We start from the raw sequence: 16,582 nt of genomic DNA on the forward strand, positions 1-16,582 counted from the left end.
TTGCCCCTACGGCTCAGGCACCACCTTCGGGTCGGGAACCACCTCAGGTGCCGGCAACAAATTCACGTCGGGTGCGGTTTTCGGCTCGGTGGGTGCAGTCGGATCCGGTGTCTGCGTGAGGGTAGCGGCGCTGGCAGCTCTCACGCTGACGGCATCACCGGTGACGGCATTGCCGAACGGGTCACTCACCCGAATTTGGTAGGAGTACGTCGTTTCGGACGTACGGCCGGCGTCTGTCCAGCTGATCGTGGGGCGGCTCCAATCTACGGAGAGCCCGGTTTGCGTGCGCACGACAGCGCCGTTTCGCAAGATCTGATAAGTGAGCAATTCGTTGTCGCGGTCGTGGTTCGACTTCCACGTGACACTGACCGTTCCGGCGCTTGGTGTGGTGAGCGTTGGCTTGAAACTGGCACCGGTCACGCGCGGCCCTTCTTTGTTTGGCGCGATAGACGACACCGCGAAGCGCACTAGTCCCTGCTGCCTTTTGTTGTTGACGAGCGTGAACTCGCCGCCGTAGAGCACGTAATGGGAGTTGGCGGCTACATTCCACGGTCCCTGATTTTGACCGGTAAAGTTACCGGCATTGATGTCGGGGTAGAAGGTCAGCAGCGACGGCCGGGGGCTCCCTTCAAAGTTGAAGTAGCTACCACCCGTGCGGTTCCGAGTGATGGTGCCTGTTGCATTCTTCGTAAAGGCCAGAGTCCGATGAAAGGTTCGCGGACTGGTTTCCGAGAAACCACCGATGTTTCCACAAAAGTGGGCGTGCGCGGTCGTATACACGACGTCGCCGACCGGAACTGCCGAGTAGGTGTCACCATGGCAGTCCTCGATCCAGACGGTGTTGCCGCTGCTCCAGCTGGCCCGGAACGTTCCCTCGAACATTGCCCCGGGGCCATAGTCGTAGCCAGTGCCGTAGACGCCGCCGGAATCCGAGGTGAGCGACAGAATAGAACCGTTAGGGCCCGCATTCTTGATGAGCTTGCCAATGTTCCAGGTCATTCCGGCGCCAGAGCTGGAATCCGTTGCCGCCATTCCATAGCCAGGAGTCGTCGCGCCGTTGTACGAGGTGAACGAACCGCCGATGACGACCCGGTCACCGGTCGGCGAAACTGTTAGTGCGTTCACTGCTCCGTCGGGCACCATGCCCTTCCAGGTACCGAGCGATCCGGCGGAACCGGTGAACGACGCGATCCGCTGTCGTCCTTGAGAGTTAGCCGAGGTGAAGCTTCCCCCCGCGAAGACGGTGCTCCCAAACGCGCTGAGCGCCCGAACGGTGTTGTTTGCCGTGGGCTTCCAGGTGGAATCGAGCGCCCCGGTGGCCGTACTGAAGGACGCCAGCCGAGTTCGCGTCACGGACCCGACTGTGGTGAAAGCTCCGCCGACATAGATGCGTGATCCGTCTGGCGAGGCGGTAATCGCCCGCACTGCACCATTGAGGTTGGGGTTGAATGACGTCATGACACCAGTCGACAGATTGTACGCCATGAGATTGTTGCGCGTCACCTCGCTCGTTCCGGCCGAGGCTCCAGCGGGGCGTGCGCGAGTGAACTGGCCACCGACGTAGACGGTGTTTCCGACGATCGCCTGGGTCCACACCACTCCGTTGATTTGGGCGGTCGGCAGCGCATCGGCTGCGACAGTTTTGGGGGTGGAAGAACTTGGCGGTGCCGTGTCCGCTTGCGCGCCGCCGGTACCAAAAAAAATCGACGCCACCAAAACTGCCGCAGCAATCATTGCCACCATCGGAGACCGAACGCTCCGCGCCATAAGGAAACCTCAACTTCAAATCGGACGGCGACCTTCGGGCGGCCCCGTGGTGCAGGAATCATACTCGACTTCACGAATTTCGAGCTCTCACCACGAAAAAAACTGCGTGCCCGACCCTCGTCGGTCGGCCGGAGCGTGCACGGGCGGAACGACGATGGTCAGTGTTCACCCCTAGTCAGGCTGAAGGATAAAGGTTAGGATTCCTCACTACCTCTCTTACCCGAATCCTGTTGCAACTCACGCTGCAGCCTGAGAGAAATCTGAGCAATCTGTGACCTACAAGCACCCGACCACCCGGCACCCGACCTCAGCGATCCCTCCAGAAACGAAACCGAACCGCGCGAACCTGCTGAAGCCTGCTGGCGACGAGTCCCCCGGGTGCCTTGCTGCCCGGAAAAACGGGCTGCGCATCGGCTACGCTGCTGGCGGGTTTGACCTCTTTCACGTTGGACACCTCAATATTCTCAAGCACGCCAAAAGCCAGTGTGACTTCCTGATCGCCGGCGTTGTGTCCGACGAGATGCTCCAACTCACCAAGGGCATCACCCCCGTCGTGCCACTGGTCGAACGTCTCGAAATTGTTCGTCACATTTCCTTCGTGGACGAGGCCGTCGCCGAAGTCGTCGAGGACAAACTCGACACGTGGCGCGACCTCCGCTTTGACCTGTTCTTCAAGGGCGACGACTGGAGAGGCACCCCCCGCGGGGTACACCTCGAAAACGAGTTCGCTGCCGTCGGCGTTGAGGTCGTGTACTTCCCTTACACGGTCAATACCTCCAGCACGATTTTGCGTCGAGCGCTCGACGCTCTCACGCGCCCAGATGCGGCCGGTCTCAGGCAACCACGCACGAGCACTCCCTAACTGTTGGCGCGCAGCCAAGCCACTCAAGAACGGGTTTCTCGGCCAAGAAACCCGTTCTTTTCGTGTTATTCCCCTAACTGACGCGTACTTCGGGCGCAATCACGCGAATGGTTCAGAATGCTCCTCCCGCACGGCTTTGCGCGGCGGTGCTGCCCAAGAGGCAACGGGCACGGTAAACACCCCCGGCACGGCCGCTAATCGTCGATAGGTGGCCAGAGCCAGCCCGATTGCCGCGCCGCACAGCAGCAGCGGAACCGCCGTTGCTGCATTCGTCGGTAACGTCGCGCCGCTGGCCATGACGATCGCCGCGAGCGCCGCCATGGGAAAGGTATGCACCAGATAGATGGGCAACGTGCGACTACCCAGCACGCGCATGAAATCAAATACCGGAGCGTGCGACAGCACGACAGCTGCGCTGATGCCCACCAGAACTGCCAGGACGCTCACGGCGAGGAGCACGAACGGTACCTTTGTCAACGACAGCTTCACCATGATGAGCACAACGCCGGCGTACACGCCACACAGCCCGGCCATGTGCCACCACCGCACCCGCGGAATCAGGTGTCGCACACGCGGGCCCAGCCAGATCGCCGCCAAAAAGAAGACCAGGTAGCGCCCCATCTTGTCCCACGGTGTGGCGGTGTGCAGAATCTGCGCGCCGAACAGCACGGCGAGCGCCCCCGTTACAGACACGGCAATGAGCGGATGCCAGCGCCGAGTCAGCCAGGCCACGGTGAGAAAAATGGGCAGGGCGTAGATGAACCAGAGATTTATATTCGGCCGGATGAACAGGGTAACCAGGTCGGACCACCTGGCGACGGGCCCGTCTGGGCCGATCGGCGGCAGGGCCAGCAGGAACAGGGTTTGGACGGCAACCCAGGCGGTATAGAGATACAGCAGCAGGGACATCCGCTGACGAAACAGCTGCCAGTACGGCAACCGGATGGCCTTGGCCGCAAGGATTCCAGACATGAAAAAGAATAGCGGCAAACGGAAGGTGTCGAGCAGAGGGTTGAGCGGCGCCATGGTACCGGCCAGGCCTACCCGGTCGAGATACATAACCGAGTGATAGAGCACAACGAGGGTGATCGCGATGCCCTTTGCCACGTCGATCCAGGCCTCGCGTGGCGTGCCGCGAATGACGAACGACGCGGTGTCAGTCACGGGTCGCGGTCTTGGGAGACTTGCCGAAGGGGAACAGTGCTGCCACCCGGCGATGGGCGGGTCTAGGCAGAACCGGACCCTTGCGAATCAGAGTCAGTGCGAGCACCAGGATGAGCAGTCGCGCCGCGGTGTACAGCGGGCCGAAGAAGAACACCCACACGGTGTTCACAACCAAAAACAGCAGAATTCCACTGGCGCGGTTCGCGGCAACCGCAGCTCCAACCCCGCGCAGAACCAGAAAAAGAATGACGACGGCCAGCAGGAAACCGGGAATGCCGAACCGTGCCCAGAGGTCGCCGAGCACCGAGTGCAGTTCGATATTGCCGCCGAACATGTAGTTTTCGACGTACCCGTTGTCGGGGTCGTAGCTGATCGATGCCATTCCCGTCTTCGCCGCGAGCAGATCGGTCGGATTCAGCAGCGTGCCGGCCCCGAACCCGTATGACTGGTGTGCCATCAGGGACGCCGTCGCGGCCAGTTCCGGTCGCCCGCCCAGAATGAGCGACCCGGCAGTGTTAAGCTGGTCGATGGTGCGAGCCCGCGTCGCCTCGCCCAACAGCCCCGCGACGATGGCCGCCTGCCCCAGGTTGTATACGACGATGGAGAGCACCCCGATGGCGACGACGACCCCGGCGCCCGACCTCACGCGCAGGGAGCGGAGGCGGCTGGTCAGGCGCATCTGCCAAGCCACGAGAATGAGGGTCAGAAGCAAGATCGCGAAGGACGAGCGCGCATCGGTGATCATTGACAAGACTGTCAGCCCGAGCACCGCGAACAGGTCGAACCAGCGACGATCAAGAATATGAGCGATGGCGAGGATGACCACCGTCAGTGCAAAGGAGAATCCGAAGCGCCAGGGATTGTCGAAGAACCGGGCGTTGTCGGTGGTTACGCTCCCGAGCAGACCGAGCCCAAACCACAGGGCCACCCACGAGTCGGGCAGGACGCTGCGGGTCCAAAGCACAAAGCCGAAGGAGCACAACAGGCCAGCCAGTCCGATGGAGTTGCCGGCCAGTTCACTCGTCACGATGACGTGGGTGGGCGCAGCGAGTACGGACAGCCAGATGCCGGAACCGACGGCGACGAAGCCGACCAGCACGAGGGTGAGCGCGCCCGGATAGCGGCCGAGCGTCGGCAGCCAGAGCGGAATCAGCGCGGCGGCCGCCAGGTAGCCGACGGTAATGCCGAGCGGCAGGTCGAGTCGCAGACCGATCAGCACCAGCACCAGCACGGCAATGATCTTGGTCGAGCGCGGAACCGCTACCTCGGTCGAGGGAACCCGATCACGGCCGGAATTCACGGCGAGCGGTACGGGCCGCTCGCGCGTCTGGCGTGCGCTCGAGCGCTGCTTTGTCACGGCCTGTTTTGTCGTCTCACGCATGTAGGTCGTTCGGCCCCGCACCGGGCCGCGCCCGAAACAATTCGGGTATCGTTCCTGCCGCGCGACCGCATCGGCATAACAGTAGGTCCATGTGGGCAGGGGATCAAGGCCGAGACCGAGTGAATTCCTCCTGCGACTCCCCCCCGATCGGGGGTCGCACCCTGCTGGCAGGCTACGTGTACAGTGGCGTTTTCAGCTTGATCCACGCCCTGAGCCAATGGGAGCCACCGCCTTGCCCGAGGACGCTTCACCCGCAGCTCCAACGAAACGTAAGCCCGATCTACTGCCTAATCGGACGGGCACAGTTTCGCGCAATATGACGGTCGCATTGCTGGGCAACGCGTTTCCCCCGCTCGTCGCACTTTTCTCCGGCCCCATCCTGGCGCAGGCCCTGGGGGTTGACGGGCGTGGCGCAGTGGCAGCGGCAACAGCACCATTGGCACTGGTTGTCACCATAGCCACTTTTGGAATTCCCGAAGCCGTCACGTGGATTATCGCGAAAAAGCCCGCGTTGGCGCGAAATGCAGCGAGTCGGGGCATGCTGATTCTGGGCTTCGCCGGATTATTCGCGATGGCCGCCATTGTCTTTTCACCACCTTTGTTGAGTGGTGGTGACCCGAGCGTTCAGCTCCTGATCGTGTTCGCCAGCCTGGCCATTGTGCCCAACCTTCTCGTGGGAATACTCCGCGGTGTCGCCTCGGCCACGAGCAGCTGGCGGCTCGTATCCATGGAACGCAGCATCTCGTCGGTCCTGCGCCTCGCGGTCCTCATCCCGTTCTGGCTGACGGGAACGCTCACCCCTCTCGTGGCCACGATCACGGTCGCTGCCATGCCCGTGGTCGGCGCGTTCGTCTACATCGGGCGCATGCGAAGCCTCGACCCGCGCGCGCTTGAAGTTCCGCCCGAAGCACGCATGCTCGGGCTCCTCAGCTATGGCAGCCGGATGTGGGTGGGTTCGCTGTCGGGCGTGCTCCTGACGCGTCTCGATCAGGTACTGCTGACGCCGCTCTCCGGCACCTACCAGCTCGGACTCTACGTTGTGGCGGTGAGCATCAGCGAGTTGCCGTTGATCATTCACCATGCGGTTCGTGACGTCTCGTTCGTCAACGAAGCGGCCAAGTCTGAAGATGAACGTCTGAGCTCGTCTGCCCGAATCTCGACGGCACTATCGGCACTGGCCGCACTGGCACTCGGAGTGTCCATGCTGTGGTGGCTGCCGTTTCTGTTCGGGGAAGGCTTTCGCGAATCGATTCCGATAGCCGCGGTACTCCTCGTAGCCGTTGTACTTCTCACACCGGGTTCCATTGCCGGCGCCGGGCTGAGCGCGCGCGGCCGCCCCGGGCTGCGCAGCATCGCGTTAACTATTTCGTGCATCATCAACATTGTGCTGCTCATCATCCTCGCGCCGCTGCTGGGAGCCATGGGTGCGGCGCTCACGACGCTCGCCGGCAACATCATCACGAGCAACCTCAACCTGCTGTTCCTGTCGAGGGTGTTTGGAATCGGCATGCTGCAGTTCTATGGTCTGCGCCGTTCAGACATCGCCACCATCAGCCGCTACGGCAAGCGGATACTGCGGCGCAAGACGCGCTGACCGGCATCCGCTTCGACCTGGCCGGTGCATTCACTGCGGCGCCTGATCCGGCGAAATTCGCCAGCGTTCTAGGCCCCGCCAAATAACCAGGCGCCAGTGGCGAGGTGGCCGCCGACGGTTGGCAGGTCTGCCGCCAGACAAATCGGGCAGCGATACCGGTACTGGCTCGGCGCAGTCGTGCTTTCACGCCCAGCTTGCGTTCGAACGCGCTGTCGTTTTTCAAGGCGTAGCTCACAATGAGCGCTCGGCGCCCACCCAGGAGCGTCCAAAGACAAAGCGCACTGATCGAGAGGGCGATCACACACACTCGACAGCATGAGCGGTTCAGTGATTTCGAGCGGTGTGACCCTGGAACAAGGCAACAAGGCAACAAGGCAACAAGGCAACAAGGCAACAACCATGTGGAGTGCACCGAACGAGTCTGCACGACGACGAGGCCTGGTCGGGAGCCGGGCGGTAGGCGAAGCCGTCGCGGAGCCGTCGCGGAGCCCCTGAGCCGCAGCCAGGAATGGCAGCAGTGATGTGAGCAACTGGCGGCGACCGCCGCGGGTGACTACTTCTCAGGCCGCATCCAGGCTGGGGCGGCGCCAGCAGAGGTAGTCGCCTGGGGCCGACATGACCATTGCTCAGCGTTAGCTGGCGAAGCGGTCGGTGGCCTCGATGATGGCGTCCAGGATGCCGGGTTGGTCGAAGGCATGGCCAGCGTCGGGGATCAGCTTGAATTCAGCCTCCGGCCAGTTCTTGTGCAGGTCCCAGGCGGTGAAGGCCGGCGTGCACATGTCGTACCGGCCCTGCACGATGACACCGGGGATCTCGGCGAGCCTGGAGGCGTTGTCGATCAGCTGGTTCGGCGTGAACCAGCCCTTATTGGCGAAGAAATGGTTCTCGATGCGGGCAAAGGCTACAGCGAACGCTGGGTCAGAGAAATGCGCGATCTTGTTTGGCTCCTGCAGCAGGGTGATCGTCGAAGATTCCCAGGTGGCCCAGGCCACGCCGGCGCGTTCGCGCACGGACTGGTCCGGGGCGTGCAGCAGCCGGCCATAGGCCTCGATCAAGTGACCGCGTTCGTTTTCGGGAACGGGAGCGAGAAAGGACTCCCACAGGTCGGGGTAGATCGCGGCGGCGCCGCCCTCGTAGAACCAGTCGAGTTCGACCGGGCGCAGGGTGAAGATGCCGCGGACGACGAGTTCAGTGACTTGAGCGGGGTGGGTCTCGGCGTAGGCGAGGGCGAGGGTACTGCCCCATGATCCGCCGCAGACCAGCCAGCGGTCGATACCGAGGTGCTCGCGCAGTTTTTCCAGGTCGGCGACGAGAGTCCAGGTGGTGTTCACGCTCAGGTCAATGTCGGGCTCGCTCGCGTGCGGCGTGCTGAGGCCGCAGCCACGCTGGTCGAACAGAATGATGCGGTACTTCGCGGGATCGAATACCCGACGCTGGTCCGGGCCTGACGCGCCACCCGGGCCGCCGTGCAGATACACCGCGGGCTTGCCGTCGGGGTTGCCCGAGGCCTCCCAGTAGATGGTCTGGTTGTCACCGACATCGAGCATGCCGGTTTCGTAGGGTTCAAGCTCGGGGTAGAAGGTTCGCATGCTTCGAGCCTATGCCCCTCGTGTGCGCTGCCCCGGGTCAGCTGCCGACGAGTCCCACTTCGTAGGCCAGAATGACCGCCTGCACCCGGTCGCGCAGCCCGAGCTTGTGCAGGATTCGCCCGACGTGAGTTTTCACCGTCGATTCGGAGAGAAAGAAGCGTTCGGCCAGTTCGGTGTTGGAGAGCCCCTCGGCGATGGCCAGGAAAACCTCGGTTTCACGGTCGGTGAGCGCCGCGAGCGCCGTTGCACTGGAGGCCACTCCCGTCTCGGGCTGCGGCAATTTGGTGCCGAACAGGTCGAGCAGGCGTCGGGTCACCCGCGGTGAAACGGATGCCTCACCCGAGACCACCGTGCGTATCGCGGCGATCAGCTCCCCGGGTTCGGCGTTTTTCAGCAGGAAGCCGCTGGCACCAGCGCGCAGACCACCGAACGCGTACTCGTCGAGGTCGAAGGTGGTGAGGATGATGATGCGGGTCTCCGGCTGGGCGGCCATGATCTGCCGGGTCGCCTCGATGCCGTCGACGCCGGGCATGCGCACGTCCATCAAAACCACGTCGGGATTCAGCCTGGCGGCGAGGGCGATCGCCTGCGCGCCGTCGCTCGCTTCGCCGACGACGGTGAAGTCGTCTTCCGCCTCCAGCACCATGCGAAAACCCACCCGCAACAAAGCCTGATCGTCGACCAGCAGGATGCTAATCAGTGCGGAACGGGGGGTCATTGTTCGTCCTCAAAGTTCAGGGTCGCGTCTACGCGCCAGCCGTCACGGAATCCCGGCGCCGCCTCAAAGGTTCCGCCGTAGATCGCCACACGTTCCTGCATTCCGATCAGGCCGCGCCCGAAGCCGCGTTCGCTCGCCACTGCCATATGTCGCCCATTGTCGCTAATCGTGACCTGGGCAGCACCGGGCGAACACTGCAGGCGCACGACCACCCGGGTCGGAGTGTCTGCATAGCGCAGCACGTTGGTCAGCGACTCCTGGATGAGCCGAAAAATGGTCAGCTGCACGCTCGCATTGCTCGGCTCACGCCCGCTGCGCTCCAACACAACGGGAAGACCGGTCGACCGAAACGATTCCACGAGGTCGGCGAGCTGGTCAATGCCTGGCTGCGGAGCACGCGGGGCCGGGTCCGTGTCCACCTCGAGCACTCCGAGCAGCCGGCGCATCTCGGACATGGACCGGCGCCCAGTGGCTGCGACGTCGAGCATCGCCGCGCGGGATCGCTCCACGTCTTTGGGGGCGATGGCGTGGGCACCGTCGGCGAGCGCCACCATGACCGAGAGGCTATGGGCGACGACATCGTGCATTTCGCCGGCGATTCGGGCACGCTCGGAGACGCGGGAGAGCTGCGCCTGCTGGTCGCGTTCGCGGGTGAGCTGCGCGGCCAGGTCCAGCAGCGACGAGACGTAGCGCTTGCTGTTGCCCATATTGACGCCGACCAGGGTCGCGGCGAGCAGCATGATCGCCACCTGGACGGCGACCGGAATCCATGGAACTTCGTCGGGATTGTCGGTGAGCCAGGCGGCCAGTCCGGCCAGCAGAACGGATGCGCTGAAACCGCTCCAGGCGCTGCGCACGTCCGAATAGACCGCGACCGCGTAGAGCGCCAGGAGCTGGGCGATGAGGTGCACTTCGCCGTAGTCGGCGAAGGTGAGCAGGCCGATCCAGGTCAGAACCAGGACGAGCCGCGGCATCCGTCGGCGAAAGAACAGGGCGACGGCCAGCAGCAGCATGATGCCGGCATTGAGCAACACATCCGGGACCGGAGCGGGGGCATCGTCGAGCAAGTTGAGCACTAGGGTGAGCACCATCGGCACGACGTAAATCGCCGCGACGAGGCCGTCGGCCAGGTAGGGATGTCTGGTCCAAAACCGCCGCACTACTCCGGGCGGGGTGGGCAGGAGCAGTTCTCCCCCCGGCGCCAGAGCGCGCCCGGGGGGAGAACTGTTGGTGCTCATCTATCGACTCTACGGGTCGTGGTGGGTCAGGCGTCCCGGCGCTTGAGCAGCAGCGCGGCAACGCCGAGGCTCACGACCACCCAGACGAGCACGATCAGGAAGCCCTGCCAGGACTCCATGGTGTTCGGTGTGATCATCGTCGTACCGGCCACGGTGAAGAGGTAAGGCATGATGTCGGCGATCCACTCAATGAAGATCGACAGCACGGCCAACACCGTCGGCAGCAGCAGGGTGATTCCGAGCACCGTCGCAATACCGCCGGCGCTGCTGCGCAGAATTGTGCCGATGCCGAGGGCAAACACGGCGATGATCGCAAGGAACAGCGCGTTACCGAGCAGCGGCAAAATCACCTCGGTGTCGAACAGGCTCGCGGTCAGGTCCTTGGCGCCCAGGATGGGGAGGACCGCGAGGAACGATCCGACCACGCTGATCAGGCCGACCAGGAAGGTGAAACCGAACAGCACGACAACCTTGGCCCAGAGTGCGGGCAGACGATTGGGCACTGCGGTCAGCGTCGACTTGATCATGCCGCTTGAGTACTCACCGCTGATCGAGAGCACGCCGAGGACGGCGACAATCAACTGGCCAAGTCCGAGACCGGTCGTGGAGACGAGCACGAACATTTGCGCACTCTCCAACGCTATGGGGGCGCCGGTGGTCGGATCGAACCCGGCCGTTGACGCCGACATGGCGAACGACATCAGCACGGCTATGCCGAGCGAGACCACGACAACGAGGGAGAGCGTCCAGTAGGTGGAGCGCAGGCTCCACAGCTTGATCGTTTCGGAGCGGAGCAAGCCGGTGATGCTGAGCCCGGATCCGGTTGGCACGAAGGAGGTGCGGGCCGCGGACGGCTGGCTGGGGGTTACGGTGCTCATCGCGTGACCTCCGCTTCGGTGTGGGAGGACGCATCGCCGGTGCGATACTCCACTTCGTTCTGCGTGAGTTTCATATACGCGTCCTCGAGCGAGGCACTCACTGCAGTGAGTTCGTGCAGGGAGATCTGGGCAGCGGCGGCGCGGTCGCCGATCTCATTCACGGTCAGTCCGCTGATCTCGATCACGCCCTGCTCGATGTTGATAATGGTCACATCCGGCTGGGCCAGCAGGGTAGCGAGGGCCGCGGTGTGCGGGGTGCGCACCCGAACCGTGTTCTGCGCGGCCGAGGCGATAATGTCGGCAACCGAGGCATCCGCTATCACTCGGCCGCGACCGAGCACGATGATGTGGTCGGCCGTGAGGGCCATCTCACTCATGAGGTGCGAGGAGAGCAGCACTGTGCGGCCCTCGGCGGCGAGCTGCTTGGTGAGCTTGCGTACCCATTGCACGCCCTCGGGGTCGAGACCGTTGACCGGCTCGTCGAGAATGAGGGTGGCCGGGTCGCCGAGCAGCGCGGCGGCGATGCCGAGGCGCTGGCCCATACCGAGGGAGAATCCGCCGACCCGCTTACGGGCTACGGACTCGAGTCCGGTGAGGTTGATGACCTCGTGCACCCGGCTGGTGGGGATGCTGTGGGTTGCCGCCATGGCGCGCAGGTGGTTGTACGCGCTGCGGCCGGTGTGCACGGCCTTGGCATCGAGCAACACTCCGACCTCACGCAGCGGCGCCTTGTGCTCGTGGTACGGCTTACCGTTGACGATGACCGATCCGGCGCTGGGCCGGTCCAAACCCACGATCATGCGCATTGTGGTGGACTTGCCCGCGCCGTTCGGCCCGAGAAAACCGGTGACCTTGCCGGGCTGCACCGTGAAGTCGACCGCGTCGACCGCGGTCTTCCTTCCGTAGTGCTTGGTCAGGGACTGTGCCTGGATCACGACTGCCTCAATTCGTTGGTGGGTGAGGCCCCGATCCACTGCGCTGAAGCCCCCATACCAAACGGTATGGTTAGTTGCCCTGTGGCGCATCAATCTTGCGGATGGTTATGCGGAATCCGTGTCGTACCTGAGTACGACAGGGATGCCGCCTACTTGCGGACGGTTTTCTCTTCCCGGGGTGCAGTTCCGGACGCACGCTGGTCGGCATAGTAATCCCGGGCCTCGGTCTGGCGCTCACGCTCGATGCCGCTCGCGATCGTGGCTCGGAGGTGGTCCTGCGAGTAGCCGAACGCATCGACGAGATCGAGAGCATGCGGACGGATGCGCGCGATCAGCCGGTCGATGTAGGCCGTGACGGCCTGGGCCCGCTGGGCCGAGAGCCGACCGTGGATGAGGTACCAGGCGAGGTTTTTCTCCACCAAGCCGAGGCCGAACAGGTCGCGCAGCCACGTCAGTACCTGCCTGGTGCCGGCATCCATCGGAGCGTCCAGCGCCCGGGTGAACGACTCCCACTGCAGCAGTTCGCCGTGGGCACGGGTCGCTTCGATGAGCTCGTTCTGGTGTGCGTTGAACAGGTCGGCGGCCTGCTTCTTTGGCAGTTTGGTGGCGCCCCGCAGCTTGCCGGCAATCTCACCGATCATGCTCTCGACCCGATCGGTGAGCAGCTCGCGCTGAACATCAGCCTCGCGGAGGGCACCGACCGAGCGGGCCGTTGATCCGCGGTCGGCAACGGACTGGCCCAGGGTACGGAGGCCTGTGCCGTGGTAGGCGCGGCCAGCGGCGTGCTGCACTACGTAGCGGGCGAGGGCGCCGGCATCCGCTGTGGCGAATTTACGGCTGTAATCGGTGAGCAGACGCTTGGCGACGAGCTGCAGCAGCACGTTGTTATCGCCCTCGAAGGTCGCGAAGACGTCGAGGTCGGCGCGCAGCCCCACGAGGCGGTTCTCGGCCATGAAGCCGGCGCCGCCGCAGGCCTCGCGAGCTTCCTGCAGGGTGTCGAGTGCATGCCAGGTGGAAAGCGGCTTGAGCGCGGCGGCGAGGGTTTCGAGGTCTTGCCGGTCGTCGTCGGTGTCGGCCTTGCCGCTGAACACTTCGTCGAACTTCACCAGGAGCTCATCGTGCGCGAACGTCTGGGCGTAGGTCGTGGCGAGGCGCGGAAACAGGCGGCGCTGGTGCCGCTGGTAGTCGAGGATGACCTCTTCATCGGTGTCGCTGCCCGCGGTGAATTGACGACGCTGGCTCCCATAGGTGATCGCGATGGTCAGCGCCAAAGCGGATGCCGCGGTGGCGGCACCGTCGAGCGACACGCGACCCTGCACGAGCGTACCGAGCATCGTGAAGAAGCGCCGACCCGGGCTTGATATCGGGCTGGAGTACGTGCCGTCCTCGGCGACGTCGCCGTACCGGTTAAGCAGGTTTTCGCGCGGGATGCGCACGTTGATGAAGTGCAATCGGCCATTGTCAATGCCGTTGAGGCCACCTTTCAGGCCGTCATCCTCGCCTCCGATACCGGGGAGGAATTCGCCATCGGCGCCCCGGATGGGCAGGTAGAAGGCGTGCACACCGTGGTTGGTTCCCCGGGTGATGAGCTGCGCGAACAGCACTGCGGCGATGCCATCTTTCGCGGCGTTGCCGAGGTAGTCCTTCCAGGCGGCGCGGAACGGAGTGTTGATGACGAACTCGCCGTTCGCGGCATCGAAGGTTGCGGTGGTGCCGATGCTCGCGACATCGGAACCGTGGCCGATCTCGGTCATGGCGAACGCACCGGGAACGGAGAGGTCCATGATGCCGGGAAGGTACTTATCGTGGTGTGGTTTGGTGCCAAGGTGCAGCACGGCGGCGCCGAACAGGCCCCACTGAACGCCGCCCTTGATCTGCAGACTCGGGTCGGCAATGACGAGTTCTTCGAAACCGGCTATGTTTCCGCCGTGGTCGTCCTGTCCGCCAAGGTGTTTGGGGAAGGCGCGCAGCACGTGGCCGTTGGCAGCAAGCACCTTGAGCTGCTCAAGTACGCGCAAGCGGTGGTCGGCCATGGAGAGGCCTTCGATGCGCTGCATTTCGGGACGTGCAGTCACTTCTCGGGCGACAAGGCGCACGTCAGCCCAGGTGCCGAGCAGCTGGCGTCCGAGCTGCTCGACATTGACCTTGAGCGCGGTCTCGTCACCGATGGTCTTGATGGGGCCGGTGTCAGTGGTGCCGGAAAGGCGGGGCTCGATCGTCGTCGATCGGACGTTGGAGCGCTGGGCCGTGTCAACCATCATTGGTCCTAACTGTTCGCGTGAAAGTGGTGATTGCCACGTTAGAACCACATCGTGTGGCCGCGAAATGCGCGGTGCGGAGGCCACAACGATATATGCCGTCCACGGCATTGGTTTTGTAGGATCAGTACAACTTCAGACGCCTCCAACCTGCGCTCCCCCACAAATAAGGTGGTCAGGCGCGGGCGGCGATGACCTCGAGCAGGGCCTCGCCGTAGGCTTCGAGCTTCTTGGCTCCGATTCCGGTGATGCCGTCGAGCCCGGCAAGGGTGGTCGGGCCGGCTGCGGCGACGGCAATCAGCGTGGCGTCACCGAAGACGATATAGGCGGGCACGCCCTGCTCCTTCGACTCGGCCGAGCGCCAGACGCGCAGCGCTTCGAACAAGGTCTCCTGCGCGGTACTGAGGTCGGCGGCAGCGACCTTGCCTGCGCTCGGGCGGCGGGCCGCGCTGGAGCGCACGGGGCGGTCGGGTTCGCGCCGCAACTGCACGTCGCGATGCCCACCCAGAACCTCCGCGGCGGCATCCGTAAGAATTAGGGTGCCGTATTCGCCGGAGGTGGCGAGCAGGCCCTGCGCCAGCATCTGGCGAACGACACCGCGCCAGGCCTGGTCGCTGAGGTCGGCGCCGACGCCCCAGGTGCTCAGTTCCGTGTGCCGGTACTGCGTTGCCCGAGGCGTTTCCTTGCCGCGGAGAATATCGATGAGGTGGCCGGCGCCGAACTTTTGGTTGCGTTCGCGGTGCAGCCGCACGATAGTGGAGAGCAGCTTTTGGGCGGGGATGGTGCCGTCCCAAGCTTCGGGGGGCTCAAGGCAGGTGTCGCAGTTACCGCAGGGTTCACTGGTCTGCCCGAAGTAGCGCAGCAGGTTGACGCGGCGGCAGTGCACTGTTTCGCACAGGGCGAGCATGGCGTCGAGGTGGGCGGACAGTTTGCGCCGATGGCTAAGGTCGCCGGGCGACTCGTCAATCATGCGGCGCTGCTGCACCACGTCTTGCAGGCCGTAGGCGAGCCAAGCCGTGGCCGGAGCCCCATCGCGGCCCGCACGACCGGTCTCCTGGTAGTAGCCCTCGACCGATTTGGGCAGGTCGATGTGGGCGACGAAGCGCACGTCGGGCTTGTCGATTCCCATGCCGAACGCGATCGTCGCGACGATGACAACGCCCTCCTCACGGAGGAACCGGGACTGGGTGCGGGCGCGCAAACCCGCGTCGAGTCCGGCGTGGTAAGGCAAGGCGTTCACGCCGTTCTGACGCAGAAACTCGGCGGTCTGGTCGACGGTCTTGCGGCTGAGCGCGTAGACGATGCCCGCATCACCAGGGTGCTCGGTCTTCAGGAAGGACAGCAGTTGCTTGCGCACCTCGGACTTGCCGACGATGCGGTACTGAATGTTGGGCCGGTCGAAGCTCGCCACGAAGTGCTTCGCGTCACCCATCTGCAGACGGGTGGTGATCTCCTGGTGCGTGGCGTCCGTCGCGGTGGCAGTGAGGGCGATGCGCGGCACGTCGGGCCAGCGGTCGGCAAGTTCGCTGAGCGCGAGGTAGTCCGGCCGAAAATCGTGTCCCCACTGCGACACGCAGTGGGCCTCATCGATGGCGAACAGGGAGATGGTACCGCGGTCGAGCAGCCGTTTGGTGGCCTCGTTCGAGAGGCGCTCGGGGGCGACGTAAAGCAGGTCCAGGTCGCCGTTGAGGTAGTCTCGCTCGACCTGGCCTCGAGTAACGGAATCCTGGCTGGAGTTGAGGAATTCGGCGCGCACACCGACGGCGGTGAGCGCGTCGACCTGGTCCTGCATCAGGGCGATGAGCGGCGAGACGACGATGCCGGTGCCGGAGCGCACGAGCGCAGGAATTTGGTAGCACAAACTCTTGCCACCGCCGGTGGGCATGAGCACGACGGCGTCCTTGCCGTCGATGACCTGTGCGATAATCTCGGCCTGGTCGCCGCGGAAGGAGTCGTAGCCGAACACGGTGTGCAGGGCTTCGGCCGCGGTCTTGAACTTGCGAGTCGCGGCGCGCACGGGTGCTGCGGGACGGGTGGCCGCGTGGCCACTGGCTTGGTTCGAAGCGGATGCTGCGCCTGAGTTGGCCGGCTGCCGCTGGAACTGCTGGTCGCCGAACTGCCGGTCGGCCTCGGGCGGCGGCGCGTCGTAGTCGTCAGGGGCGTCGAAGTCGCTGGGGCCGTCGAAGTCGCTGGGGCCG

The 16,582-nt window shown here is 64.2% G+C and carries 12 protein-coding genes; 2 read left to right on the forward strand and 10 right to left on the reverse strand.

Annotated features, from left to right (window positions below):
* Nucleotides 1–6: 6 nt before the first annotated feature.
* On the reverse strand, nt 7–1,734 hold the full coding sequence (locus CXY71_RS13425) for a hypothetical protein (RefSeq protein WP_146072826.1): 1,728 nt from the start codon (nt 1,732–1,734) through the stop codon (nt 7–9).
* A gap of 436 nt (nt 1,735–2,170) precedes the next feature.
* On the opposite strand from CXY71_RS13425, the gene CXY71_RS13430 reads away from it, so the two are divergent.
* Nucleotides 2,171–2,629 (forward strand): adenylyltransferase/cytidyltransferase family protein, encoded by a 459-nt coding sequence (locus CXY71_RS13430; protein WP_104136273.1) that lies wholly within the window; start codon nt 2,171–2,173, stop codon nt 2,627–2,629.
* A gap of 99 nt (nt 2,630–2,728) precedes the next feature.
* On the opposite strand, the gene CXY71_RS13435 is transcribed toward CXY71_RS13430, so the two are convergent.
* Both CXY71_RS13435 and CXY71_RS13440 read right to left on the reverse strand, forming a co-directional pair.
* Entirely contained in the window at nt 2,729–3,793 is a 1,065-nt protein-coding gene (locus CXY71_RS13435; RefSeq protein ID WP_158253094.1) for an acyltransferase family protein, read from the reverse strand.
* Complete coding sequence (locus tag CXY71_RS13440) at nt 3,786–5,174, reverse strand: hypothetical protein (RefSeq protein ID WP_146072827.1); 1,389 nt, start codon at nt 5,172–5,174, stop codon at nt 3,786–3,788. Before CXY71_RS13440 ends, CXY71_RS13435 begins: the two co-directional genes overlap by 8 nt.
* 316 nt (nt 5,175–5,490) lie before the next feature.
* Between CXY71_RS13440 and CXY71_RS13445 the strand changes: the two genes are divergently transcribed.
* Nucleotides 5,491–6,768 carry an oligosaccharide flippase family protein gene (locus CXY71_RS13445; protein ID WP_158253095.1) on the forward strand — a complete coding sequence of 426 codons (1,278 nt, stop codon included), beginning with the start codon at nt 5,491–5,493 and terminating at the stop codon, nt 6,766–6,768.
* 632 nt (nt 6,769–7,400) lie between these two features.
* Here the strand turns inward: CXY71_RS13445 and pip are convergent.
* From pip to recQ, 7 genes are all read right to left on the reverse strand, one after another.
* Nucleotides 7,401–8,357 (reverse strand): prolyl aminopeptidase, encoded by a 957-nt coding sequence (pip, locus tag CXY71_RS13450; protein ID WP_104136219.1) that lies wholly within the window; start codon nt 8,355–8,357, stop codon nt 7,401–7,403.
* 37 nt (nt 8,358–8,394) lie between these two features.
* On the reverse strand, nt 8,395–9,075 hold the full coding sequence (locus CXY71_RS13455) for a response regulator transcription factor (RefSeq protein WP_104136222.1): 681 nt from the start codon (nt 9,073–9,075) through the stop codon (nt 8,395–8,397).
* Nucleotides 9,072–10,313, reverse strand: coding sequence for a sensor histidine kinase (locus CXY71_RS13460; protein WP_104136225.1), 1,242 nt, complete (start codon nt 10,311–10,313; stop codon nt 9,072–9,074). Before CXY71_RS13460 ends, CXY71_RS13455 begins: the two co-directional genes overlap by 4 nt.
* Nucleotides 10,314–10,339: 26 nt before the next feature.
* Nucleotides 10,340–11,191 carry an ABC transporter permease gene (locus CXY71_RS13465; protein ID WP_104136227.1) on the reverse strand — a complete coding sequence of 284 codons (852 nt, stop codon included), beginning with the start codon at nt 11,189–11,191 and terminating at the stop codon, nt 10,340–10,342.
* Nucleotides 11,188–12,126: an ABC transporter ATP-binding protein gene (locus CXY71_RS13470; RefSeq protein ID WP_104136230.1), complete on the reverse strand. Its 939-nt coding sequence runs from the start codon at nt 12,124–12,126 to the stop codon at nt 11,188–11,190. Before CXY71_RS13470 ends, CXY71_RS13465 begins: the two co-directional genes overlap by 4 nt.
* 149 nt (nt 12,127–12,275) lie before the next feature.
* Nucleotides 12,276–14,387: an acyl-CoA dehydrogenase gene (locus CXY71_RS13475; protein ID WP_233204635.1), complete on the reverse strand. Its 2,112-nt coding sequence runs from the start codon at nt 14,385–14,387 to the stop codon at nt 12,276–12,278.
* A gap of 172 nt (nt 14,388–14,559) precedes the next feature.
* Nucleotides 14,560–16,401, reverse strand: coding sequence for a DNA helicase RecQ (gene recQ, locus CXY71_RS13480; protein WP_233198311.1), 1,842 nt, complete (start codon nt 16,399–16,401; stop codon nt 14,560–14,562).
* Between the last annotated feature and the right edge of the window lie 181 nt (nt 16,402–16,582).

It is taken from the genome of Cryobacterium sp. Y62, from assembly GCF_002929785.1.
Classification (GTDB): Bacteria; Actinomycetota; Actinomycetes; order Actinomycetales; family Microbacteriaceae; genus Cryobacterium.